20 protein-coding genes are annotated in these 23,592 nt (G+C 71.7%); 8 read left to right on the top strand and 12 right to left on the bottom strand.

Going from position 1 to position 23,592, the window contains the following annotated elements; genetic code table 11:
- Positions 1-14 precede the first annotated feature (14 nt).
- From AB0M93_RS29220 to AB0M93_RS29230, 3 genes are all read right to left on the bottom strand, one after another.
- Positions 15-668, bottom strand: a complete 654-nt coding sequence (locus AB0M93_RS29220) for a hypothetical protein (RefSeq protein WP_364278740.1) — start codon at positions 666-668, stop codon at positions 15-17.
- Between the two features lie 51 nt (positions 669-719).
- A complete protein-coding gene (locus tag AB0M93_RS29225; RefSeq protein WP_364278743.1) occupies positions 720-1,304 on the bottom strand; it encodes a hypothetical protein in 585 nt (194 codons plus the stop codon).
- A gap of 145 nt (positions 1,305-1,449) precedes the next feature.
- Entirely contained in the window at positions 1,450-3,744 is a 2,295-nt protein-coding gene (locus AB0M93_RS29230) for a sodium-translocating pyrophosphatase (RefSeq protein WP_364278746.1), read from the bottom strand.
- 348 nt (positions 3,745-4,092) lie between these two features.
- On the opposite strand from AB0M93_RS29230, the gene AB0M93_RS29235 reads away from it, so the two are divergent.
- Entirely contained in the window at positions 4,093-6,852 is a 2,760-nt protein-coding gene (locus AB0M93_RS29235) for a DEAD/DEAH box helicase (RefSeq protein WP_364278897.1), read from the top strand.
- An 84-nt stretch (positions 6,853-6,936) separates the two neighbouring features.
- Here the strand turns inward: AB0M93_RS29235 and AB0M93_RS29240 are convergent, their stop codons facing one another.
- The 9 genes from AB0M93_RS29240 to ssd form a co-directional block, all read right to left on the bottom strand.
- Complete coding sequence (locus AB0M93_RS29240) at positions 6,937-7,554, bottom strand: bifunctional DNA primase/polymerase (protein WP_364278749.1); 618 nt, start codon at positions 7,552-7,554, stop codon at positions 6,937-6,939.
- Between the two features lie 483 nt (positions 7,555-8,037).
- The gene (locus AB0M93_RS29245) at positions 8,038-8,409 is read right to left on the bottom strand and encodes an Rv3654c family TadE-like protein (RefSeq protein ID WP_364278752.1); all 372 of its coding nucleotides are present in this window, start codon (positions 8,407-8,409) and stop codon (positions 8,038-8,040) included.
- The gene (locus AB0M93_RS29250; protein ID WP_364278900.1) at positions 8,396-8,731 is read right to left on the bottom strand and encodes a TadE family type IV pilus minor pilin; all 336 of its coding nucleotides are present in this window, start codon (positions 8,729-8,731) and stop codon (positions 8,396-8,398) included. The genes AB0M93_RS29245 and AB0M93_RS29250 overlap by 14 nt, the downstream gene beginning before the upstream one ends.
- Before the next feature lie 20 nt (positions 8,732-8,751).
- Complete coding sequence (locus AB0M93_RS29255) at positions 8,752-8,928, bottom strand: DUF4244 domain-containing protein (RefSeq protein ID WP_364278755.1); 177 nt, start codon at positions 8,926-8,928, stop codon at positions 8,752-8,754.
- Positions 8,929-8,951: 23 nt separating this feature from the next.
- Positions 8,952-9,674, bottom strand: a complete 723-nt coding sequence (locus AB0M93_RS29260; protein WP_364278758.1) for a type II secretion system F family protein — start codon at positions 9,672-9,674, stop codon at positions 8,952-8,954.
- Entirely contained in the window at positions 9,671-10,429 is a 759-nt protein-coding gene (locus AB0M93_RS29265) for a type II secretion system protein (RefSeq protein ID WP_364278760.1), read from the bottom strand. Before AB0M93_RS29265 ends, AB0M93_RS29260 begins: the two co-directional genes overlap by 4 nt.
- 33 nt (positions 10,430-10,462) lie before the next feature.
- Positions 10,463-11,608: a TadA family conjugal transfer-associated ATPase gene (locus tag AB0M93_RS29270; protein WP_364278763.1), complete on the bottom strand. Its 1,146-nt coding sequence runs from the start codon at positions 11,606-11,608 to the stop codon at positions 10,463-10,465.
- Positions 11,605-11,820 (bottom strand): hypothetical protein, encoded by a 216-nt coding sequence (locus AB0M93_RS29275; RefSeq protein ID WP_364278766.1) that lies wholly within the window; start codon positions 11,818-11,820, stop codon positions 11,605-11,607. Before AB0M93_RS29275 ends, AB0M93_RS29270 begins: the two co-directional genes overlap by 4 nt.
- Positions 11,821-12,121: 301 nt before the next feature.
- Positions 12,122-13,195: a septum site-determining protein Ssd gene (ssd, locus tag AB0M93_RS29280; protein WP_364278769.1), complete on the bottom strand. Its 1,074-nt coding sequence runs from the start codon at positions 13,193-13,195 to the stop codon at positions 12,122-12,124.
- A gap of 613 nt (positions 13,196-13,808) precedes the next feature.
- Here ssd and AB0M93_RS29285 point away from each other — a divergent pair.
- The 7 genes from AB0M93_RS29285 to AB0M93_RS29315 all read left to right on the top strand — a co-directional run bounded on the left by AB0M93_RS29285 (position 13,809) and on the right by AB0M93_RS29315 (position 23,588).
- Entirely contained in the window at positions 13,809-14,639 is an 831-nt protein-coding gene (locus tag AB0M93_RS29285) for an HAD family hydrolase (protein ID WP_364278772.1), read from the top strand.
- 782 nt (positions 14,640-15,421) lie between these two features.
- A complete protein-coding gene (locus AB0M93_RS29290; RefSeq protein WP_364278902.1) occupies positions 15,422-17,167 on the top strand; it encodes a glycoside hydrolase family 3 protein in 1,746 nt (581 codons plus the stop codon).
- Positions 17,164-18,450: a DUF1343 domain-containing protein gene (locus tag AB0M93_RS29295; RefSeq protein WP_364278775.1), complete on the top strand. Its 1,287-nt coding sequence runs from the start codon at positions 17,164-17,166 to the stop codon at positions 18,448-18,450. Before AB0M93_RS29290 ends, AB0M93_RS29295 begins: the two co-directional genes overlap by 4 nt.
- 11 nt (positions 18,451-18,461) lie before the next feature.
- Entirely contained in the window at positions 18,462-20,219 is a 1,758-nt protein-coding gene (locus AB0M93_RS29300) for a serine hydrolase domain-containing protein (protein WP_364278778.1), read from the top strand.
- Between the two features lie 211 nt (positions 20,220-20,430).
- Complete coding sequence (locus AB0M93_RS29305) at positions 20,431-21,432, top strand: MurR/RpiR family transcriptional regulator (protein ID WP_364278781.1); 1,002 nt, start codon at positions 20,431-20,433, stop codon at positions 21,430-21,432.
- 23 nt (positions 21,433-21,455) lie between these two features.
- Positions 21,456-22,385 (top strand): N-acetylmuramic acid 6-phosphate etherase, encoded by a 930-nt coding sequence (locus AB0M93_RS29310; RefSeq protein ID WP_364278784.1) that lies wholly within the window; start codon positions 21,456-21,458, stop codon positions 22,383-22,385.
- Positions 22,386-22,499: 114 nt separating this feature from the next.
- Positions 22,500-23,588, top strand: coding sequence for a HoxN/HupN/NixA family nickel/cobalt transporter (locus AB0M93_RS29315; protein ID WP_364278787.1), 1,089 nt, complete (start codon positions 22,500-22,502; stop codon positions 23,586-23,588).
- The last annotated feature ends 4 nt before the right edge of the window (positions 23,589-23,592 follow it).

A 23,592-nucleotide genomic window follows, 5' to 3' on the forward strand; every position in this document is an offset into this window, starting at 1 on the left:
GCGCTCGCACCCGGTCAGGCCGTGCTCGTCACGGCCTCCGGGTGCGGGACCGGTTGCGGCGCCGCCGCGCCCGGCCACGCCGCTTCGGCGCCCGGTGGTGGCTCCCCGATCAGCTCCAGCAGTGCCTCCAGCCGGCGTTTCCCGGTGACCTTGACCGCCGGCGCGTCCGCCTTCGGGCCGGTCAGCTTCGCCACCACGCCCAACGGCGTCAGCGCCTCGACCAGCCGCTCGTGCATGCCGGGGGCGAGCGGATCGACGCCCAGCAGATAACCCTGCGTGCCGGGGCGGCCGCTGGCCAGCGCCCACATCCGCAGCATTGCGCCGCTCAGCCGGAACCCCGGCGGCACCGCCTTGCCCGAGTCGTCCTCGGCCGGGCCCGCGCAGCCCTCACGCAGCCACCGCAGCGCCAGCGGCAGCAGGTCGACCCGGAACGACGTGCGCACCTGTGGACGGCCGCAGTCGGCCTTCGACACCTGGGCGTCCGCGCCGCGGCGGCGGAACTCGCGCACCAGGACGTGCGCCCGCCACGGCTCTTCGACGACCACCGACAGCCGGGCGGCGGTGCGCCCGAAGCCGGTGATCTGGCCGTGGCAGCACAACAGGCCGGCCAGGTCGCCCAGGCCCGGCCCGCTGGCCTCGGCGGAGAAGAGCGAGATCGTCCGATCCACCGCGCTATACTAGAACACAAGTTCGATCGACGGCAGGTCTCGCGGGGATCTTCAGCCGGCCGGTTGATCCAGCCGCCGGCACGCCGGGGCGCGCTGTCCCGCCGCCGCGAGAGCCGGGACGTCCTTGAGGCCCTTGAGGTAGTCGAGCGCGTCGATGCGGTCGAGCGCGGCCTTGGCCTCGCCCAGAGCCGCCTTCGTCGCCGGTGCGTCGCCGCGGCCCGTCTCGATGCGCTGACGCGCGTTCTCGGCCTGGGCGCGGATCTCGGCGAACTGCCGGATGACGTCCTTGCGGCCGGCGTCCGCCGACGGCACCGGCGGCGCGCCGAGCGCGTTCAGCCCGGCCAGGCTCTGGTCGAGCCCGCCGACGACGGAGGAAAGCAGATCGCTGGATGTCCGGGACGCCTTCTGCGGCGTGCTCGGATCGACGGCAGGCAGCTCCGCGAGGGTGCGGACCAGGTGCGTCACGGCGTCGCAGTAACCGGCCGCCCAGTCCGCCGCGGGATCGGCGTGGGGAACGACGGTCGTGACCGGTGGATCCGGGTCCGGCGGCGGCTCCGTGGCCGGCTGCCCGCACCCGGTGAGACCGATGGCGATCATCGTGGTGAGAGCGGCGAAAACGGTCGACCGCTGCCGCACTCGCGTACCTCCCGCCCGACGACGCCCCGGCAGGCCCGACGGTACCGACTCGGTAGTGCTTCGCAAGTCGCCGGGCCTTTCTGGGATGGCAAACCCCGGGCCCGGCACGCGTCGCCGCGCGCCGGGCCCGGGGGCACCCTGGAACTCAGGCCTGGATCTCGGCCGGGGTGTCGGAAAGGACCGTCCCCCGCCGCTTCGAGACCACGATCGCCGCCACGATGATGGCGACCGCCACCAGCGAGATGATGATGCGCACCGCGGTGTTCTCGTCCGGGCCGATCGAGAACTGCACGACGGCCGGCGCGATCAGCACGGAGACCAGGTTCATGACCTTGATCAGCGGGTTGATCGCCGGGCCGGCGGTGTCCTTGAACGGGTCACCCACGGTGTCACCGATGATGGTGGCCTCGTGCGCGGCCGAACCCTTGCCGCCGTGGTTGCCGTCTTCGACCAGCTTCTTCGCGTTGTCCCACGCGCCACCGGAGTTGGCGAGGAAGATCGCCATCAGGGTGCCGCAGGCGATCGCGCCGGCCAGGTAGCCGGCGAGCGCGCCGGTGCCCAAGCCGAAACCGACCGCGATCGGGGCGAAGACCGCCAGCAGACCCGGCGTCGTCAGCTCACGCAGCGAGTCGCGCGTGACGATGTCGACGACCTTGCCGTACTCGGGGCGGGTGGTGCCTTCCATGATGCCCGGGATGTCGCGGAACTGGCGACGGACCTCGTAGACGACCGCGCCGGCCGCGCGGGAAACCGCGTTGACGGCGAGACCCGAGAACATGAACACCACGGCCGCACCGATGATCACGCCGACGAGCGTGTTCGGGCTGACGACCTGGTTGACGAACGACTTGGCCGCATCCATGCCGGTGACCACACCGGTGCCCATGCCCGACAGCGTCTTCGTGATCGCGTCGGAGTAGGAGCCGAACAGCGCCGTCGCGGCGAGGACCGCCGTGGCGATCGCGATGCCCTTGGTGATGGCCTTGGTCGTGTTGCCGACCGCGTCCAGCTCGGTGAGGATCTGCGCGGCCTTCTCGTCGACGTCGCCCGACATCTCGGCGATGCCCTGCGCGTTGTCCGAGACCGGGCCGAAGGTGTCCATCGCGACGATGACGCCGACGGTGGTCAGCAGACCGGTACCGGCCAGCGCCACGGCGAACAGCGCGACACCGCCGCCGAGCAGGTACGCGCCGAACACGGCCGCACCGATCACCAGCGCGGTGTACACCGCGGACTCGAAGCCGACCGAGATGCCGGAGAGGATGACGGTCGCGCCGCCGGTCTCCGACGTCTGCGCGACGTCCTTGACCGGCTTGTACTCGGTGCCGGTGTAGTAGCCGGTCAGCTTCAGGATGACCGCGGCGAGCACGATGCCGATGATCACCGCGATGGTCGCGATGACCGCCGGGTTGCCCGCGTTCTCGTAGCCCGCGCCGAAGTCGGAGAAGCTGCTCGGCAGGTACACGAACGCCGCGATCGCCGACAGGACGGCGGAGATGACCGCGGAGATGTAGAACGAGCGGTTGATCGTGACGAGGCCGCCTTCGCCCGCGCGCGCCTTCGTGATGTAGACACCGATCACCGCGGTGATCACGCCGATGGCCGGCACGATCAGCGGGAAGATCAGGCCGTGCACGCCGAAGGCGGTGCTGCCGAGGATCAGGGCGGCGACGAGCATGACGGCGTAGGACTCGAAGAGGTCGGCGGCCATGCCGGCACAGTCACCGACGTTGTCACCCACGTTGTCCGCGATGGTCGCGGCGTTGCGGGGGTCGTCCTCCGGGATGCCCTGCTCGACCTTGCCGACCAGGTCCGCGCCGACGTCGGCGGCCTTGGTGAAGATACCGCCGCCGACACGCATGAACATCGCGATCAGCGCGGCACCGAACCCGAAGCCCTCCAGCACCTTGGGCGCCTGGCCGGTGTAGACCAGCACGACGACCGCGGCACCGAAGAGGCCGAGACCGACGGTGATCATGCCGACCACACCACCGGTGCGGAACGCCACGCGCATCGCGATCTCGCGGCCGCCTTCCTCGCGCGACGCGGCGGCCACGCGCAGGTTCGCCTGCGTGGCCAGCCACATGCCGAGGTAACCGATCGCGAACGAGAACGCCGCACCGACCAGGAAGAAGATCGAACGGCCGATCTTCTCGTTCCAGTCGTCGGCGGGAAGTGCGAAGAGCAAGAGAAACACGATCACGCCGAAAATGGCGAGGGTGTTCCGTTGCCGCTTGAGGTATGCAGCCGCGCCTTCCTGCACCGCCTTGGCGATGTCCTGCATCTTGGCGGTGCCCTGGCCTGCGGCCAGCACCTCCTTGAGCAGGACGTAGCCGATGACGAGTGCGGCAAGCGCGACCACGGCGACTACACCGACAATCGTGTAGCCACCTCCGGAGAGCGTGATGGACCCGCCCTCCGCGAGGAACTGCCGTGACATTCGTCCTCCAGGAGACGTCGCCGATCGCCAACGTCGACGAGCCGAGGGTTCGACACGGCCGGCGCTGGCATGGACCCTGTACCGAGCGACACGCTAGCCGGGCAGCAATGCACGTCTCACATGACGCTCACCACAGAGGGGTGTGGATTGCGGGAGTGTATTGGTACCGCAACCAGCGCCTTCACGCCGTCCCGGGGACGGTACATTCCGTTACCTTGTGAGCCTCCTCACTTGAACGATCACTCTGGTGCCGATCCGTTGGCGCAGCTGGGGACGGGCGGAACTGTCGGACCCCTGTGCCAAGCTCGGCGGGTGGACGAATCACGGGGGCAGCGGCTGCTGAGGCGGGTGACCGCCGGCATCCCGTCGCGCGAGCATCCGGTCACGCACGTCGCGGACTTGCCGGGTCGCGCCGCGCGCTACGCAGAGTGGCCGTCGTGGGCGGATCCGGCGGTTGTCGCTGCGCTGCGTGACTGCGGCGTTTCGGCTCCGTGGGCTCACCAGGCCGAGGCAGCTTCGCACGCGTACGAGGGCCGGCACGTCGTGATCTCGACCGGGACGGCGTCGGGCAAGTCGCTGGCGTACCAGCTGCCGGTGCTCTCCCGGCTGGCCGCGGGCGAGAAGGCGAACGCGCTGTACCTGTCGCCGACCAAGGCGCTGGGCGCGGACCAGCTGCGGTCCGTGTCCTCTTTGGACGCGCCGGGAGTGCGAGCGGCGTCGTTCGACGGTGACACGCCGATGGCGGAGCGCGACTGGGTGCGCGCGCACGCCAACTGGGTGTTCACGAACCCGGACATGCTGCACCGCGGGATCCTCTCGGCGCACGGCCGGTGGGCGACGTTCTTCCGGCGGCTGAAGTACGTCGTGGTGGACGAGTGCCACAGCTATCGCGGCGTCTTCGGCTCGCACGTCGCGTTGCTGCTTCGCCGGCTGCGGCGGGTGGCGGAGCACTACGGCGCTTCGCCGGTGTTCGTGCTCGCTTCGGCGACGACGGCTTCGCCGGCTTCGTTCGCTTCGCGGCTGACGGGCGTCTCGTGCGTGGCGGTGACGGAGGACGCGTCGCCGCGCGGAGCCCGGACGGTGGCGTTGTGGGAGCCGCCGCTGCTGGAGGAGCTGACCGGGGAGAACGGCGCGCCGGTCCGCCGGCCGGCCGGCGCGGAGGCGTCGCGGATCCTCGCCGACCTGGTTCTGGAAGGCGCGCGGTCACTGGCCTTCATCCGGTCGCGGCGAGGCGCGGAGCTGGCCGCGCTGGGCGCGCGTCGCATACTGTCCGAAGTGGACCCAGCACTGGCGGAAACCGTTGCGGCGTACCGGTCCGGCTATCTGCCGGAGGAGCGTCGCGCGCTCGAAGCGGCGTTGTTGTCGGGGCGGCTGCTGGGGGTCGCGACGACGAACGCGCTGGAGCTCGGCGTCGACATCGCGGGCCTGGACGCGGTGGTGCTGGCCGGCTACCCGGGCACGCTCGCGTCGTTCTGGCAGCAGGCCGGGCGGGCGGGCCGGTCGGGTGACTCGGCGCTGGTGGTGTTCGTCGCCCGGGACGACCCGCTGGACACGTACCTGGTGCACCACCCGGCGGCGCTGCTCTCCCGGCCCGTCGAGACGGCGGTGCTGGATCCCACGAACCCGTACGTGCTCGCGCCGCAGCTGGCGTGCGCGGTGGCCGAGCTGCCGCTGACGGTGCCCGAGCTGGAGGTGTTCGGCGGCGCGGCGGCCCAGGAGGTGCTGGCCGAGCTGGCGGAGCAGAAGCTGCTGCGACGCCGGTCGAGCGGCTGGTACTGGACTTCCCCGGACCGGCCGCACGCCGAAGTCGGCATCCGCGGCACGGGCGGCGAGCAGATCGCGGTGGTCGAGTCGGACTCGGGGAGGATGCTCGGCACGGTCGACCCGGGTTCGGCCTGCTTCGCGGTGCACCCGGGCGCGGTGTACCTGCACCAGGGGTCGTCGTACGTCGTCGACGAGCTGGACCTGGAAACGGGGCTGGCCCTGGTGCACGCGGAGAACCCGGACTGGACGACGACGCCGCGCGAGGTCGTGGACATCTCGGTGCTGAGCACCCAGGAGAAGCAGAACTACGGCGGGGTGAGCGTCTGCCTCGGCGAGGTGGCGGTGACGTCGCAGGTGGTGGGCTATTTACGGCGGCGGCCGTCCGGAGAGGTGCTGGACCACACGCCGCTCGACCTGCCGGAGCAGAGCCTGCACACGCGAGCGGTCTGGTACACGGTGTCCGCTGAGCTGCTCGGCCCGGCTGCCGATGCCGGGAGGGGTCGACGGGGCGGTTCGCGGGATGTTGGTGGTTCGAGCGAGTCCGGAGGTGCGGACAGCTCCGCCGCTGCTAGCAGCTCTGCGGCTGCGGGCGGCGCTGACGCTGCGGGTGGCACGTTCGGTTCCGACGGCACGTTCGGTTCCGCGGCGGACGCCGGCGCCGCGGGCGAATCCGCAACGACGGCTGGCGACTCGACCGAGGCTGCAGCCGCGAGCCACTTCACTGCGGTCGCCAGTTCCTCGGCTGCGGCCAGCTCCTCGGCGGCGGCCGGGAGCTCGGCCCGTGCTGCTGCCGCGAGCCGCTCCGCTGCTGCGGGCGGCTCCGGCGTTTCGGGTGATGGCGAGGCGGGGACCGGGGGCCATCGGGTGGGGACCGAAGCTGCGGGGCCGGTGGGGACCGGGGAGGAGTCCCTGGCGAGCGGTCGGGGGCCCGCTCACGAGGGTGGCAGGACACCGGGGGGTGCCGGATTGGTTCCGGCACGGGTCCCCGGTGCCCTGCATGCCGCCGAGCACGCGGCGATCGGCCTGCTACCGCTGTTCGCTACGTGCGACCGGTGGGACATCGGCGGGGTGAGTACCGCGTGGCACGAAGACACCGGGGAGGCGACGGTGTTCGTGCATGACGGGCATCCCGGGGGTGCGGGATTTGCCGAACGCGGTTATGCCGCGATTGTCCCGTGGCTGGCCGCAACGCGGGAGGCGATCGTCTCCTGCGAGTGCCCGACGGGGTGCCCGTCCTGCGTTCAGTCGCCGAAGTGCGGGAACGGCAACGATCCGCTGGACAAGGCGGGGGCAGTGGCTGTTCTGGACACCGTGCTCGGGGCGTTGCGTCAACACGGCGCCTAGGACGGCCACCTGGTGGTTCATGGAGTTGTGTCCTGCTCCGCCCTGGCCGGGCTGGGACCGGCCGTCGGCGGTGGTTCGGGTGGGTCAGGCCGCGCTGGTCTGGACCAGCTGCGGGGCGCGCTCGCCGGCCAGGGCCCGCACGAGGACGTCGTGCACCTCGGCGGCGTCCGGCAGCTGCCAGCCGCACACCTCGGGCTTGACGCGCCAGTGCACGACACCGTGCTGGAACGGCGAAGGCGGCAGCGGGATGTAGCTGTCCTTGCCGTGCCACTGGATGGCGGCACGCTCGGCCAGCTCGGCCGGGATGCTGTCGGCGACGGTGGTGAGGAACAGCCAGCGGCCGTTCGGCAGCGCGATGATCGGCGCGGGGTGGCCGAGGGCGCGGAGGAGCCGGCAGGCGCGCTTGCCGAGTTCGTCGTCGACCTCGATGGCGTCGAGCACGGTGCCGGTGGCGACGAGCAGGCTGTGCGTGCGGTCGGAGAACCAGGTGGCGACCTCGTGGGCGTGGGTGCCCAGCTGCTCACGCCAGGCGGCGCTGGCCGGAACGGGACGGCGCCAGGTGAGGTCGTCGCCGTCGGTGAGCGGAGCGGGGTTGACGCCCGGGAGCACCGGCCAGCCGCGCCAAGCGAGGCCGATCGCCTCCGCCCGCAGTTCGATGCGGAAGGCGCCGCGCCAGCTGTCCGGCCAATTCGCGTCCAACATTGTCTTTCCTGCCTTCAAGTTCCGGTTCGCCGCGACCCCGCTGAACCCGGTCGTGGTGTCGCACATCTCACTTAACGGCAAGTTGCACATTGCCCGGAACCCCCGCGCGACAACCGGTGGTTACGGGGCGATGAACGCCCAGTGATCCATACCGCCCGACCGAAGCCCCGGGCGCGCCTGAACGGTAAACGGCGACCACACACGGACCGTTCGTCGTGCAAAAGCCCAGGACCGACGGCCCTTCGCGGCCGCGGTCAGCGGCCGGGAGGCCGCCCTTCGGCCCAGGTGAGCAGCCGATTCGACCGCTCGCCGTGCACCAACGACCGCTGCCCGTGACAATCGGCCGCTCATCGCCCGGCCCGGCGGATCAGCCGGTCATCGCCGCATACCGACCGGTCGGCGTCCGCTCGCCGGTGCCGCCGGGCGCCGCCCCGGTCACGACGAACCTCGAACGGCGACGGCGGCCGGGCGGCCACAGCTCGGTCAGCCTGCGGGGCCGGCGCGGGCACGAGCGGACAAGCGGGGCAGGCCGACGAGCCCGGGACTGGGTGCCTCGACCTCGACCAGGGCGTCCAGCTGCTGCCATCGGCAGGTCAGGAGCGTCACTCCCATCTGGGTCGTCACCCACCTTGCGCGTTCGCATGCTCCGGTCGGGCCTTCCGCCGCGTGGGAGGCCGCCGCGAGGGCTGCCAGGTCGGCGGCCGACTCGGCTCGGTGGCGGGCGATGACGGCCGCGGCCAGCCAGCACGCCAGGACCGCTACTCCGGCCAGTGCCGTTACTGACAGCGCTGTCCAGATCGTGGCCACTCCGCTGTCGGGTCCGTGTGCCGGTGGCCGCCGGTCAGCCCGGGGCATTCGCCGTCTCCGTGCCTGGCTCGGCCACCGCGTAGGCCGTGCCGTTCAGGTGCACCGCCGGGAGGAGGCCGCCCGCGGGGCGGGCCGTCACCTTCACCGCGATGGTGTCGCCGACGTGCTCGAACGTCAGGTCCGCGCCCGGTGGGGCGATCTGGTGGACCGCCGCCGCGGCCTCGTGGGGTTGGCCTCTGGCCAGCAGGCGCGCGGCTTCGCGGGCCGCGTCGGTGCAGCGCAGCTGGCCTGTCAGCGCCGTGAGGCCCGCGATCAGCAGCACGGTCACCACCGTCAGGCCGGCCAGGCCGAGTGCTGCCTCGACGGTCACCGAGCCTTCGTCCCGGCGGCTCATGACGGCACCGACAACGCCTTCATGACCAGGCTCGTCAGCCACGAGACGACCGAGTCTCCGGTGAGCAGGGTGTAGAGGACGGCAGCGAAGGCCGCGACAGCCACGGTGACGATGGCGTACTCGACCGTCGTGGAGCCGTCGTCCGACCGGGGTCGGCGGCGGAACGTACGCATGGGGGTTCCCTTCAGTCTTGGGGTCAGAAGAGCGGGCCGAGCCGTCCGGCCAGGCCGAGGACGACCGGCAGCACGCCCAGGCAGAAGAAGGCGGGCAGGAAACACAGGCCGACCGGCAGGGCCAGCGCCACACCGGCCCGCTCGGCGCGCTCCTCCGCCTCCGTGGCCAGCTCGTCACGGACACGTCCGGCGAGGTCGCCGGCAGCCGCGGCGAAGGCCGCGCCCGAGCGGGACGTCCGGATCGCCGCGGCCGCCAGCTCACCGAGGCCCTGGATCGCTCGCACCGGCGCCCATGCCTCGTCCTGCCGGGAGCCGAGGGCGAGCAGCCCGGCGGTCGAGTTCAGCGCCGCATCCGCTGGGGCGGGCGCGGTGCCGGCCACGGCGTCGAGCGCCGACGGCACCGGCAGCCCCGCGCGCAGGCAGGCGGCGAGGAGGTCGAGCGTTCCTGCCAGCCGCAGCCTGGCGGCGATGTCCAGGACCGGTGGTCGCGGGCGGCGGGTCCGGCGGATCGCCCACCAGCCGGTCGCGGTCAGGGCCGCGCCCGACACTGCGCCGGTGATTCCACCGATCAGGACTGCGGCTGAGGCGCCACCCAGCGCGGCCGCGATGTATGGGATGGCGCTGTGCCGCTTGCGAGTGGGGTCGGGTTCCTGCATGCCGGTCAGCCAGGCGAAGCGCCGCGCGATGGCGCTGTCCGGCCAGCTGAGCAGAGCTCCGGCGAGCAGGAGGAGGGCGGTCGCGTTCATCGGATCCGTGCCCGTCCGGTGAGGGCCCGGCACCAGGCCGTGCCTGCCCAGAGCAGGGTGCTTCCCGCGACCAGCAGGAGCTGGCCGGGTGTGGTGCCTGCCAGTACCGGGAGCGGGGCCGCGCCCATGGCTTGGCCCAGCAGCACGCACAGGAGCGGGAGGGCGGTGAGGACTGCCGCGCTTGCTTGCGGGCCTGCCAGCTTTGCCCGGGCGCGGCGCGCGAAGGTCAGGGCTGCTTCGGCGTCGCGGCGGGTTGCGTCCAGGACGTCGGCCATGGGGAGGCCGTGGCGGTTGCCCAGCTTCCACGCCGCTGCCAGCTGCGGGAAGGCTGGGGTGCTCAGCTCGGTGTCGAGGCGGGCCGCCGTTGCCAGTGCTTGGAGGTCGGCCGCGATCGGGGGAACCGCGTCGGCCGCTGCTTCCGCTGCCGTTATCGGGTGGGCTCCGGATCGGAGCTCGGCCACCATCGTCCGCAACGCCGTTGCCGTGTGTGCCGCCATCGCCAGGTCCGCCGTGGCTCGGCGGTGGGCTCGCCACTCCTGGCTCCACGCCAGCGTCAGCACGCCGGCCGCGATCGCGCCGCCGGGGCCGGCGAGCAGTCCGGCGAGGGCGGCCGGGAGCAGCCAGCGGATGGTGCGCCACACGCCGGGCATCCGGATGGTCGCCGGTTGCTCGATCGCGGCCTGGAGGCGGGTCGGCGCTGCCGGCCAGCAGGCCAGGGCCGCTCCCGCGCACAGCGGCACCCACGGGGTGATCATCGCTGCCTCCTTTCGTTTCGGGGAAACCGTTGATCAGCAAAGGGATGCTGTGGCGAAGAGGTGGCGATCGACCGTCCAGCGGCCCGCGCGCCACACCGGTACGACTCGGGCGCGGCCGCGTTCGGTGCGCAGCACGCCGACTTCGGCGAGGCGCCGGCGGCCGCCTGGTTCGCGCCGCATGTGCAGCACCACGCGGATCGCGGCGACCAGCTGGCTGTGCACCGCGTCGCGGCCGAGGCCGCCGAGCGCGGCCAGTGCCTCGATGCGGGCCGGTACCTCGGCCGGGGAATTGGCGTGGACCGTGCACGCGCCGCCGTCGTGGCCGGTGTTGAGCGCCGTGAGCAGGGCGCCGACCTCGGCGCCGCGGACCTCGCCGACCACCAGCCGGTCCGGGCGCATGCGCAGCGCCTGGCGCACGAGCTCGGGCAGGCCGACCGCGCCCGCACCCTCCACATTGGCCGGACGGGCGACCAGGCTGACGAACTGCGGGTGCGCGGGGCGGAGCTCGCCGGCGTCCTCGACGCAGACGATCCGCTCGCCCGGGTCGACCGCGCCCAGCAGGGCCGCCAGGAGAGTGGTCTTGCCCGCGCCCGTGCCGCCGGTGACGAGGAACGCCATCCGCCGCGAAACGACCGTGCGTAGGAGTTTCGCGCCGTCGGCGTCGAACGCGCCCAGTTCGCCGAGGGTGGTGAGGTCGTGCGTCGCCGGGCGCAGGATGCGGAGGGACAAGCACGTGCCGCCGGACGCGATCGGTGGGAGGACGGCGTGCAGGCGGATGCGGCCGTGGGGGCCGGAGCCGGGCAGCCAGCCGTCCACGTACGGCTGGGCGTCGTCGAGGCGCCGGCCCGCCACGAGGGCGAGGCGCTGGGCCAGCCGGCGGACGGATTCCTCGCCGTCGAAGTGGATGCCGGTGCGCTTGAGGCCGGCCGGGCCGTCCGTCCAGACCTCGTCCGGGCCGGTGACGAGCACGTCGGTGGTCGCCGGGTCGTCGAGGAGCGGGGCCAGCGGGCCGGGGCCGACGAACTCGTCGCGGGCTTGGCGGGCCGCGTCGAGCGCGGCGTCGTGGCCGAGGACGCCGCCTCCTTCGGCGCGGACCGCGGTGGCGACGGCGATCGGGTCGGCCTGGCGACGGTCGCCGGCGAGGCGGTTGCGGACGCGGTCCACGAATTCGGTCGTCATGAGCTCACCGCCTGGATCGGATTCGGGGTCGCGCCGGCCGTGACACGGGTGCCCGCACGCGGGTGCCATGGGTTGCCGCTCGCGGAGAAAGGGAGCTGGGTCGGTGCCTCCGCCGGGCTCGCCGGGGCGGCATCGTCGGCGTGGGCCGGCTCGGACTGACCGCGGTCGCCGGCGAGGCGGTTGCGGACGCGGTCCACGAATTCGGTCGTCATGAGCTCACCGCCTGGATCGGATTCGGGGTCGGGCCGGCCGTGACACGGGTGCCCGCACGCGGGTGCCGTGGGTTGCCGCTCGACGGGGAAGAGATCCGGGGCGGGGCCGGCTCGGGCGGCGACACGGGTCCGGCGGTGGGTTGCGCCGCAGCCGGACTGCCGGAGGCGGGCGAGGATGCCAGCAACGTCGAGAAGGTTCTCGCGCTCTGGGGGCCTCGGGTTGTCAGGTGCAGGACCGCTGGGAGCAGGAGCTCGCCCACGCTGACCGGGCGGCTCGGCCGGCGGAGGTCGGCGGGGGCCGTCATCGGGACGCCGTCCGGGCTTCGCGGCGAGCTGCCGTCAGGACCTTGGCCGCCGCCGTTGTCAGGGGGCCCGATGGCTTGGCCGGGAACTCGCCGCGCTCCACCTCCGCTGCCAGGCCGCGCTCCGGGCGCATCGTCGCCAGCAGGGGTGGGCCGAGGAGAGCCGCCGTGCGGGCTGCTGCTGCTCCTACCCGCGACCGTCCACACGCGACCACGCCGAGGCGGGCCGTCAGGTCCGACAGCCGGTGCAGGACCTCCTTTGCCGCCAGGCATGCCCTGACCTCCGTCGGGACCACCAGGACCACCAGGTCGGCCACCGCAACCGCTTCCGCGGCCGCGCCGCCGAGGGTGCGGGGCAGGTCGCACACCACCGTGCGGCCCGTGCGGCGGCCCGCGGACACGACCGCCGACAGCGACTCGACCGCCGGGCCTTCGTCCTCCTTGCCGCACGCCAGCACCGGGAGACTGCCGCCGCTATGCCTTCGGCGTGGCAGGACCGCCGCGAGCGATGACACCGAGATGCGGCCGCTCAACCGGACGTCTGGCCAGCGTGGTCCCGGGGCCTTTTCCAGGCCCAGCAACACATCCAGGCCGCCGCCGAGGGGGTCGCAGTCCACCAGCAGGGCGCCGCCCGGGCCGCGGTCGGCCGCCAGCGCCAGTGCCGCGGCGAAGACGGATGCCCCCGCGCCGCCCCGGCCACCGATCACGCCGAGCACCAGGCCGGCTTCCTCCGCCGGTGTCTCGACGACGTCGGCGAACGTGCCGGCGAGATCGGCCTCCTCGTCCGGCAACGAGATCACGCGCTCGACGCCGCAGCGGAACGCGTGCTCCCACGTCGCCTGGCCCGGGCTGCCTTTGCAGACCAGGACGACCCCGCCACGCCGGGGCAGCACGGGGGCCAGCCGCGCGGCTTCTTCGTCGAGCACCACCAGTGGCGCCCTGGCCCAGTGCCCGCGGGCCGCGGTCAGATCCGGTGCCCGGTCGAGTTCGCAGCCCGCGACCGCCGCCACGCGCAGTATCTCGTCGAGCACGGTTTCGTCCGCGGCGACCACCAGTGGTCGTTCCCCCGTCATGCGTTCCTCCCCCGTCGTCGGTGCGGGCCGTGGGTGGCCCGGGTTCCACCGTCGCGGGTGGGGCTTCGGTGGCACAACGGGGTGGGTGGCCGGCTGTGGACAACCGGGGTGTTGTGGACAACTTGCGCCCGGGGACCCGCTCGCGGGCCGGTTCTGTCGGTGGGCGGTGGCAGGATCGCGCCCGCACGTGACGCACCTGCGGCGGAAATGCGCCCGGATATCCGCATACGGCTTCGCTCACGACCGGCGTCCGGCCGATGACGGAAATCGCCGAAGGTAAGGAGAAGGCAAGAAGATCCGGCGCGCCGGAATCGGCCGCGGAAAGAAAACCGGTGAAGGCAAACGGAAGGTAAGAGGGCGGCCCCCGCCAGGGGGGAGGGACGGGGGCCGCCGTGGGTTCAGCCCCGGGGGGTCGGACTGAACCGGCCCGGTTGGACACCGGACTCCCTCACTGTAACTCCGCCGAGCGCCGGTTCGCGCACCGGGCGAGGCACACAGTTCGGTAACGGCACAGCGCGCCCGAAGTGCCTGCCTGTCATGGATTTTCCGCCGCCGCGACGCGCGCGTGGTGGATCAACGGGACGTACGTCGATCAAGCTCCTATCCTGGGCAGGTGGCCGAACCGAGCAGCGCGCCGTCGCGCATCCGGAAGCCGGGCCCGGAGCACGCGGTGGCCGCGTTCTTCGACCTGGACAAGACGATCATCGCTTCGTCGAGCGCGCTGGCGTTCAGCAAGCCTTTGCTGAAAGAAGGATTGATCAACCGTCGCGCCGCATTGCGCAGTGCGTACGCGCAACTGGTGTTCTCACTCGCCGGCGCCGACGAGAACAAGACCGAGCGCCTGCGCGCCGAGGTTTCCGCGCTGTGCGCCGGCTGGGACGTCGCGCAGGTTTCCGCGATCGTCCGCGAGACGCTGCACGACGTCGTCGATCCGCTCGTGTACGCCGAGGCGGCGGAGCTGATCGCGCGCCACCGCGCGGACGGCCACGACGTGATCGTGCTGTCGGCGACCGGCGAGGAGGTCGTCGCGCCGGTCGCGGAGATGCTCGGCGCGAACCGGAGCGTCGCCACGCGGATGCAGATCGTCGACGGCCGCTACTCCGGCGAAGTCGACTTCTACTGCTACGGCGCGAACAAGGCCGTCGCCGCGAAGCAGCTCGCCGCCACGCACGGCTACGACCTCGCCGAGTGCTTCGCGTACACGGATTCGAGCACCGACATCCCGCTGCTCGAGGTCGTCGGGCACCCGCACGCGGTCAACCCGGACAAGCTCCTGCGGCGCGAGGCCCTCGACCGCGGCTGGCCGATCCTGGCCTTCGAGCGGCCGATGTCGCTGCGCACCCGGCTGCCGGCCCGATCGGCCGGAATCGTGGCGCTCGGCGTGGGCGCGGTGGCCGCCGGCGCGACCTGGTACGGCCTCAGCCGTCGCCGTCGGTCCCGATAGCCGCACAGCCGCCACCCACACAGCCCTACGCCTGCCCCTTTGCTTGGCCCAGCCCCGAATTGTCCGTCGCGCAGGGTGCCGGTGTCACCCGATCCAGCCTCTGTACCGGTGCACCCGTCCGCGCACTTGAAGTGACCGGGCTCACGGCGTAGAAAGTAGGTGCGGACGTTCGGTCGGCCAGGGAGCAGGTAGAAGAGAAGCCTGTTCCACCCCGGCAAACCTCCGTGCGCGGACTCCGGGTACCCACGCGCAGCGCGCCGCGGGAGGCTCGTCGTCTAGGGACTGCGTAGTGGGACGCCACACGCCGAGTCCATGTAGGTACGACCAGAGTTGCACGCTTGGTCGCCCGAGAAGTTCGCGCTTTGCAGGCGGCGCCCGTGGCCTATGGCTACGGGCGCCGCCTCGTCTATTCGGGGGCATTCCGCTGCGCCGGGACGCGCACCTCGCGTGATCCGCGGGGCATCATGCGTGACTGGCGGGGCATCACGTGTGCGGCGGGGCGGGACTCGCGTGACTGGGGGCGTCACTCACGTGATTGAGGGCGGAACTCGGCTCGTCACTCGTTCGGCCGCAGCGTGGGGGCGCTTTCTTACCGATCCGGGTACGACTGGACCGTTCGTGCGGTCGGTCGATGGACATCGCCGGATTCGGTGAGTAGCTTCCCGATACTGGCGCCTCCGAGTGGACTTCTGACGTCCCGACCGGCGCCCGCTACTTCTGGGAGGCTGGTCGTGACGACCCGAAATCGGAGGTTCCATGCGCTCGCCCTGCCCGTCGCGGGGGTGCTCGCCCTCACCGGTGTGGGTGTTGCGACCGCGGCGAGTTCGCCCGCGGTGAGCGCGGAAGCCGCGGCGACGCAGGCGCTGCGCGGGCTGACGCTCGAACAGAAGGTCGGGCAGCTGTTCGTCACCTGGGTGAACGGCAAGACCGCCGACGAGGTCAACCCGAAGAACCAGACCGACTTCGGCGTCGACACCCCCGCTCAGGTGATCGAGAAGTACCACCTCGGCGGTGTCATCTACTTCAACAACGACACCCGCGACAACTTCGACGACCCCGTGCAGGTCGCCAAGCTGTCGAACGGCCTGCAGAAGGCCGCCGTCAGCAGCGGGGCGCACATCCCGCTGCAGATCGCGGCCGACCAGGAAGGTGGCACCGTGACCCGGATGGGCGCGCCGGCCACCGAGTTCCCGAACTCCATGGCCATCTCGGCCGGGCGGGACGCGAACCGCGCGACGAAGGCCGCCACGATCCTCGGGCACGAACTGCGGGCCGTCGGCATCAACCAGGACTTCGCGCCCGACTCCGACGTCAACTCGAACCCCGCCAACCCGGTCATCGGGGTGCGCTCGTTCGCCGGGCAGCCCGGCCTCGCGAGCCAGTTCGTCGCCGCCGAGGTCAAGGGCTACCAGGACTCCGGCCTGCCGACGAAGACCGTCGCGGCCACGGCCAAGCACTTCCCCGGCCACGGCGACGCCGCCACCGACAGCCACACCGGCCTGCCGCGGATCGACCGCACCGAGCAGGCGTGGCGCGACATCGACGTGCCGCCGTTCAAGGCCGCCATCAAGGCCGGCATCGACTCGATCATGACCGCGCACATCCAGTTCCCGAGCCTCGACCCGTCGCTGGAGCCCGCGACGCTGTCGAAGCCGATCGTCACCGGCAAGCTGCGGGGCGAACTCGGCTACAACGGCGTCGTCATCACCGACTCCCTCGAGATGCAGGGCGTGCGGGAGATGCACAGCGACGCCGAGATCCCGGTCCTCGCGCTGAAGGCCGGCGTCGACCAGCTGCTCATGCCGGTGCACCTCGACGTCGCGATCAACTCGGTCCTCGCCGCCGTCAGGTCCGGCGACATCCCGATGTGGCGGATCGACCAGAGCGTGCTGCGCGTGCTGAAGCTGAAGTTCGAGCGCGGCATCCTGTTCTCGCCGTTCGTCGACCCGAACCGGGTGATGAAGACCGTCGGCGTCCCGTCGAGCCTCAAGACCGCGCAGGACATCGCCGACCGCGGCATCACGGCCATCGCGAACGACGCCGGTGTCCTGCCGCTGACGCAGAAGCCCGCGACCGCGCTCGTCACCGGCTGGGGCGTCACCACGACGGCGTCCCTCGCGCAGAAGCTGACCGCCCACGGCACGGCCGCGACGGCCTACCCGACCGGCCAGGCGCCGACCGACGCCCAGATCGCCCAGGCCGTCGCCAACGCCGGGACAGCCGACCTGGTCGTCGTGCTGACCAACAACATCGGCGCCTTCCCCCGGCAGACGAAGCTGCTCGACGCCCTCCAGGCCGCCGGCAAGCCGGTCGTCGCGGTCGCCGCGCAGATCCCCTACGACGCCGGTTACCCGACCACGGTGAAGACCTGGCTGGCCACCTACGGCTACATCACGCCCACCCTGGAGGCGCTGGCCAAGGTGATCCTCGGCGAGACGAAACCGGTCGGGAAGCTGCCGGTCGACATCCCGGCGGGAGCCGACCTGAAGACCGTGAAGTACCCGTTCGGCCACGGGCTGACCTGGTGAACCTCAGCCGACGCCACTTCCTCGGCGCGAGCGCGCTCACCGTCCCGGCGCTCTCGGGCGGCTCAGCCGTCGCCGGCGCCCAGCCCGGACAACCGGAGCAGCCCGGACAGCCGGGACAGGCCGGGCCGGCCGAACGGCACGTCGTCACCGGCGCGGAGCAGCTGGCCGCGCAGGGCTGGCGGCCCTTCCGGGGCCGCAAGCTCGGCGTCCTGTCCAACCCGACCGGCGTCCTGCTGAACGGCGACCACATCGTCGACTCGATGGTCGCGGCCGGCGTCAAGCCGGTCGCGGCCTTCGGGCCCGAGCACGGCTTCCGCGGCAGCGCGCAGGCCGGCGGGTCCGAGGGCGACTACACCGACCCTCGCACCGGCGTTCCGGTGTACGACGCGTACGGCGTCGACGCGACGAAGCTCGCTTCGCTGTTCACCAAGGCAGGCGTCGACACGGTCGTGTTCGACATCGCCGACGTCGGCGCGCGCTTCTACACCTACATCTGGTCGCTCTACACCGCGATGGTGGCGGCCGCGAAGGTCGACGCCGCCCTCGTCGTGCTCGACCGGCCGAATCCGCTCGGCGGCCGCGCGGCCGGGCCGGTGCTCGACCCGAAGTTCGCCTCCGGGATCGGGCGGCAGCCGATCGCCCAGCAGCACGGCATGACCGTCGGCGAGCTCGCCCGCTTCTTCGCCGGAGAGTTCCTGCCGGGCGAAGGCGTGAAGCTCGACGTCGTCCAGGTGCGCGGCTGGCAGCGCGACACGCTCTTCGCGCGCACCGGGCTGAACTGGGTGCTGCCGAGCCCGAACATGCCGACGCCGGACACGGCACTCGTCTACCCCGGCACCGGGATGTTCGAAGGCACGGTGTTCTCCGAGGGCCGCGGCACGACCCGGCCGTTCGAGATCATCGGCGCGCCCGGGCTCGACTGGCGCTGGCGCGAGAAGCTCGAGGACCTGGCCCTGCCCGGCGCCCGGTTCCGCGAGACCTACTTCGTCCCGACGTTCAGCAAGTTCGTCAACCAGACGTGCGGGGGCGTGCAGGTGAGCGTCGAGGACCCGCGGGCCTTCGACGCGATCCGGACCGCGGTCGCCATGCTCGTCACGGCGAAGGCGCTGCACCCGGACGTCTTCGCCTGGCGCCCCGACAACTACATCGACAAGCTCTCCGGGTCCGACCGGCTCCGGACCATGGTCGACGCCGGCGCGGGCGTCGACGAGGTCACCGGGGCCTGGCGGGCCGAGCTGGCCGAGTTCGACCGGAAACGTCGCCGCTACCTGCTCTACCGCTGAGGGGGAGACTCATGCGTGCTAGGAAGGTCCTCGTCGCGGCCACCGGAGTGCTGGTCGCGCTGACCACGTTGACTTCGGGAGCCGGCGCCATCACCAGCCACGATCCGGCGGCAGGCCGCTTCGACCGGCCACAGCACGGGTTCGCCCCGCCGTGGACGACGCTGCGCGACGGCCGGCCGCAGGACGTCAACCTGGACCCCGCGCCGATCCGGGCGGCCGAGGACTTCCTGGCGAGCTGGACGAAGCCGGACGCCACCGGGCACCCGCACTTCTCCGGCGCGGTCGGCCTGCTCGCGCACGACGGCGTGGTCGTCGACCGGTACGCCGTCGGCGGCGCGCTGCGGTACGCCGACGCCAAGGGCACCGAACTGCCCGCCGACCAGCAGGTCCCGATGCGGAACGACACCATCTTCGACATGGCGTCGATCTCGAAGCTGTTCACCTCGATCGCCGTGCTCCAGCTGGTCGAACGCGGGCAGCTCACCATCGACACCCCGGTCAGCCGGTTCTTCCCGGAGTTCGCCACCGGCGACAAGGCCGCCATCACGGTCAAGATGCTGCTCACGCACGTCTCCGGGTTCGACGCCGACCCGATCCCGTCGCTGTGGGCGGGTTACCCGGACATCCCGTCGCGGCGGCAGGCCGTGCTCGACAGCCCGCTGAAGAACAAGCCGGGCACGACGTACCTCTACTCGGACATCAACCTGCTGACGCTCGGCTTCATCGTCGAGAAGATGACCGGGCAGTCCCTCGACAAGGTCGTCCACGACCGGATCACCGCGCCGCTGGGCATGGCCGACACCGGTTACAACCCGCCCGCGGCGAAGCTGGGCCGGATCGCCGCGACGGAGTTCGAGGCGAACCCGCCGCGCGGGATGGTGCGCGGCAGCGTGCACGACGAGAACGCCTGGTCGCTGGGCGGCGTCGCCGGGCACGCCGGCGTGTTCAGCACGGCGAGCGACATGGCGAACCTCGCCCAAGCGATCCTCAACGGCGGCAGCTACCGCGGGCACCGGATCCTGGGGCAGGAGACCGTCCGGCAGATGCTGAAGAACTACAACCAGCAGTTCCCGGACGACTCGCACGGCCTCGGCTTCGAGCTCGACCAGCCCTGGTACATGGGCGCGCTGGCGTCGCCGGTCACCGCCGGGCACACCGGCTTCACCGGAACGACGCTGGTCATCGACCCGGAGTCCCGGTCGTTCGCGATCCTGCTGACCAACCGGGTGCACCCGACGCGCAGCTGGGGCTCGATCAACACCGCCCGCCAGGTGTGGGCGACGTCGCTGGCCAGGGCGATGGCCGTGCGGCCGGTCGCCGGGAAGGACGCCTGGACGAGCACCCTGGGTAACGCCGCCGTCGCTACGCTGAGCACCCGGGCGTTCACCACGCAAAGTGATCAGGCGCGCGTCTCGTTCGCCGCCTTCGTGGATACCGAAGGCCCGAGTGATCCACTTCAGCTGCAGGCCAGCACCGACGGCGTTAACTGGCAACCGATCACGTTGACGGTCACGGGACCGGGAGCACCCTCCGGAGCTGTGACGTCGCTCTCCGGACACGGGCACCGCACCTGGTGGCGGGCGGTGGGCACGCTGCCGCAAGGCTCGGCAGTGAGCCTGCGCTGGCGTTACAGCACCGACCCGAGTTACACGGGCCGCGGAGTTTCCGTCGACAGTGTGAAAGTCACCGAGAGCGGCCGATCACTCCTCGACGGTGAACGAGACCCCTCGGTTTTCGTCGCGGAGGGTTGGCAGTTGAGCTCTCGGTGACCACGAGGTTGCCGAACGTCGACCGTCAGCACGAATTTACCGTCCGCTTGCCGCTTGCATCGCGACACTAAGTTGCCAAGTCGTTAGCTTGACCTCGTTAACAAGGTCGACCTGGTTGGCGACTTTCTGGTCAGTGATTAATCGCAAATCCAGATCCGCAGACACGGACGGGTTGCGATAAGACCGAAGGGTGTGGGTAGCCTTGTCGCAGATGCCAACGGTTAGTAACTTTCCGACGGTGAGTGATACCGAATCCGTAGTCGGCCCGGCACCGTCCGAGCCCGTATCGGTCCAGACGGCCGGACGAGACGCCGACTCCAGCCCGCTGGTGCGGATCCGGTCTCTGCTCCCCGGCCTGGCCCGCGCCGAGCAGCGCGTGGCCAAGGTGGTGCTGGAAGATCCCGCCCACGTGGCGAGACGCAGCATCACCGAGGTGGCCCTGGCCGCCAACACGAGTGAGACCACGGTGACGCGGTTCTGCAAGGCCGTCGGCGTCGGCGGGTACCCGCAGCTGCGCATCGCGCTGGCCGCGGACACCGCCCGCACCGAGGCGCGCACCACGCGCAACCTCGGCGGCGAGATCGGCCCGGAGGACGACCTGGCCGCCGTGATCGGCAAGGTCAGCTTCGCCGACGCGCGAGCCGTCGAGGAGACGGCCGACCAGCTCGACATCGCCACGCTGGAGCAGGTGATCGCGGCCGTCGCGAGTGCCGGCCGCGTGGACGTCTACGGCGTGGGCGCCAGCGCGTTCGTCGCCGCCGACCTGCAGCAGAAGCTGCACCGCATCGGCCGCGTGTGCTTCGCGTGGTCGGACACGCACATCATGCTCACCTCGGCCGCGGTGCTGAGCCCCGGTGACGTCGCGATCGGCGTCTCGCACACCGGCGCGACCACCGACACCGTCGAGGCGCTGCGCGTGGCGCGCGAGCACGGCGCGGTCACCATCGCCGTGACGAACTTCCCGCGCTCCCCGATCACCGAGGTCGCCGACCACGTTTTGACGACCGCGGCCCGGGAAACCACGTTCCGGTCGGGAGCGACGGCGAGCCGCATCGCCCAGCTCACCGTCATCGACTGCCTGTTCATCGGCGTCGCGCAGCGGCACATGGACGCGTCGGTCAGCGCCCTGGACGCGACCAGGGACGCCGTCGGCTCGCACCGCTTGGGGGTCAGGCCGGACGGTCGTCGCCGTCCGCGGGAAACCGGCAAGTAATGCCCGGAGAAAAAGTGAGGCGCATGATGACCGTCCCCATGCAGGCGGTGCACGTCGATTCGCCGACCGAGACCCGCAATCCCCGCACCAAGGACATCGACCTGATGTCCACCGCGGGGATCCTGGGTGCGATCAACGCCGAGGACCGCACGGTCCCCGGTGCCGTCGCCGCGGTGCTGCCCCAGGTGGCGCACGCCGTGGACTACGCGGTCGACGCCCTGCGGGCCGGCGGCCGGGTGCACTACGTCGGCGCGGGCACGTCCGGGCGCCTGGCCACCCTGGACGCGGCCGAGCTGGTGCCGACGTTCAACGTGCCGGGCGACTGGTTCATCGCGCACCACGCCGGCGGCGAGCGCGCGCTGCGCCACGCCGTCGAAAACGCCGAGGACGACTCGGCGGCCGGGGCGGCCGAGATGGCCGCGATGGTCCAGCCCGGCGACTTCGTGCTGGGGCTGACGGCGTCGGGCAGGACGCCGTACGTGCTGGGCGCGCTGCTGGCCGCGTCGCGCCAGGGCGCCCGCACCGGCCTGGTGTCGGGCAACCCGAAGGCCGCCAAGCCGGCGGGCGTCGACGTGCTCATCGCCGTCGACACGGGCCCCGAGGCGATCGCCGGCTCGACCCGGATGAAGGCGGGCACGGCCCAGAAGATGATCCTGACGTCGTTCTCCACGGCGACGATGATCAAGCTGGGCCGGACCTACTCGAACCTGATGGTCAGCATGCGGGCCACCAACGCGAAGCTGCGCGGCCGGACCATCCGGATCCTGCAGGAAGCCACCGGCATGACGATGGCGGACTGCTCGGACGCGCTCACCGAGGCCGGGGGCGACCTCAAGGTGGCGCTGGTGCACCTGCTGTCCGGCGAAGACGTGAAGAGTGCGGCGAAGGCGTTGCACGCGGTCGGCGGGCACGTGCGGAAGGCGCTGGACACTCTCAGGGTGCGCGCGAGCTAACGGCTTTCGGGGGTTCCGGGTGGCGGAGCCCCCGGCCCGGGGCGAAGCCTCGGATGTCGTTGCCCTTCATCTGTTCATCTGCCTAACCTCTCAGATGAGGAAGGGCGGGTGGCGATGGCGGGTACGACAGAGGACTCGCGGCGTGGGCTGTCGCGTCGCGAGTGGGTGTCGGTCGGCGGGATGGCCGGGTTCATCCTGCTGCTGAACGTCGTGGGCTGGGGCGTGCTCACGGCGTTCGTCGTGCCGCGCCACTACGCGCTGGGCACGTCCGGCGTGTTCGGGATCGGGCTCGGCGTCACGGCGTTCACGCTGGGCATGCGGCACGCCTTCGACGCGGACCACATCGCCGCGATCGACAACACGACGCGCAAGCTGATGGCCGACGGCCGGCGGCCGCTGTCGGTCGGGTTCTGGTTCTCGCTCGGGCACTCGACGATCGTGTTCGCGCTGTGCCTGCTGCTCTCCCTCGGCGTCCGCGCGCTGGCCGGGCAGGTCGAGGACGGCTCTTCGGCGCTGCACCGGACCACCGGGCTGATCGGGACGTCGGTGTCCGGGGTGTTCCTGTACGTGATCGCGATCCTGAACCTCGTGGTGCTCGCCGGGATCCTGCGGGTGTTCAAGAAGATGCGCCGCGGCGAGTTCGACGAGGCCGCGCTCGAACGCCAGCTGGACAACCGCGGTGTGCTGAACCGGCTGCTGCGCGGCGCGACGAAGGCCGTGCGCAAGCCGTGGCACATCTACCCGGTCGGGCTGCTGTTCGGGCTGGGCTTCGACACGGCGACCGAAATCGGGCTGCTCGTGCTGGCCGCGGGCGCGGCGACGTTCGCGCTGCCGTGGTACGCGATCCTCGTGCTGCCGGTCCTGTTCGCCGCCGGGATGACCCTGTTCGACACCGTGGACGGCTGCTTCATGAACTTCGCCTACGGCTGGGCGTTCGCGAAACCGGTGCGCAAGATCTTCTACAACATCACGGTGACCGCGCTGTCGGTCGCGGTGGCGCTGCTCATCGGGACCATCGAGCTGGTGTCGATCCTCGCCGAGAAGCTGGCCATCACGAGCGGGCCGCTGGCCGCGATCGCTTCGGTGAACCTGGACTACGTCGGGTTCGGGATCGTCGGGCTGTTCGTGCTGACGTGGGTGGTCGCGCTGGCCGTGTGGCGGTTCGGGCGGATCGAAGAGAAGTGGTCGGCGAAGCTGTCCTGACGCC

This window comes from Amycolatopsis sp. NPDC051102, from assembly GCF_040682815.1.
Lineage (GTDB): Bacteria > Actinomycetota > Actinomycetes > Mycobacteriales > Pseudonocardiaceae > Amycolatopsis.

Excerpts from the sequence above, each read along its gene's own strand:
- AB0M93_RS29230 (WP_364278746.1), bottom strand. The coding sequence starts at position 3,744 with ATGTCACGGCAGTTCCTCGCGGAGGGCGGGTCCATCACGCTCTCCGGA.
- AB0M93_RS29240 (WP_364278749.1), bottom strand. The coding sequence starts at position 7,554 with ATGTTGGACGCGAATTGGCCGGACAGCTGGCGCGGCGCCTTCCGCATC.
- AB0M93_RS29245 (WP_364278752.1), bottom strand. The coding sequence starts at position 8,409 with ATGCCCCGGGCTGACCGGCGGCCACCGGCACACGGACCCGACAGCGGA.
- AB0M93_RS29255 (WP_364278755.1), bottom strand. The coding sequence starts at position 8,928 with ATGCGTACGTTCCGCCGCCGACCCCGGTCGGACGACGGCTCCACGACG.
- AB0M93_RS29260 (WP_364278758.1), bottom strand. The coding sequence starts at position 9,674 with ATGAACGCGACCGCCCTCCTCCTGCTCGCCGGAGCTCTGCTCAGCTGG.
- AB0M93_RS29265 (WP_364278760.1), bottom strand. The coding sequence starts at position 10,429 with ATGATCACCCCGTGGGTGCCGCTGTGCGCGGGAGCGGCCCTGGCCTGC.
- AB0M93_RS29270 (WP_364278763.1), bottom strand. The coding sequence starts at position 11,608 with ATGACGACCGAATTCGTGGACCGCGTCCGCAACCGCCTCGCCGGCGAC.
- AB0M93_RS29275 (WP_364278766.1), bottom strand. The coding sequence starts at position 11,820 with ATGACGACCGAATTCGTGGACCGCGTCCGCAACCGCCTCGCCGGCGAC.
- ssd (WP_364278769.1), bottom strand. The coding sequence starts at position 13,195 with ATGACGGGGGAACGACCACTGGTGGTCGCCGCGGACGAAACCGTGCTC.
- AB0M93_RS29300 (WP_364278778.1), top strand. The coding sequence starts at position 18,462 with ATGCGTGCTAGGAAGGTCCTCGTCGCGGCCACCGGAGTGCTGGTCGCG.
- AB0M93_RS29305 (WP_364278781.1), top strand. The coding sequence starts at position 20,431 with ATGCCAACGGTTAGTAACTTTCCGACGGTGAGTGATACCGAATCCGTA.
- AB0M93_RS29310 (WP_364278784.1), top strand. The coding sequence starts at position 21,456 with ATGATGACCGTCCCCATGCAGGCGGTGCACGTCGATTCGCCGACCGAG.
- AB0M93_RS29315 (WP_364278787.1), top strand. The coding sequence starts at position 22,500 with ATGGCGGGTACGACAGAGGACTCGCGGCGTGGGCTGTCGCGTCGCGAG.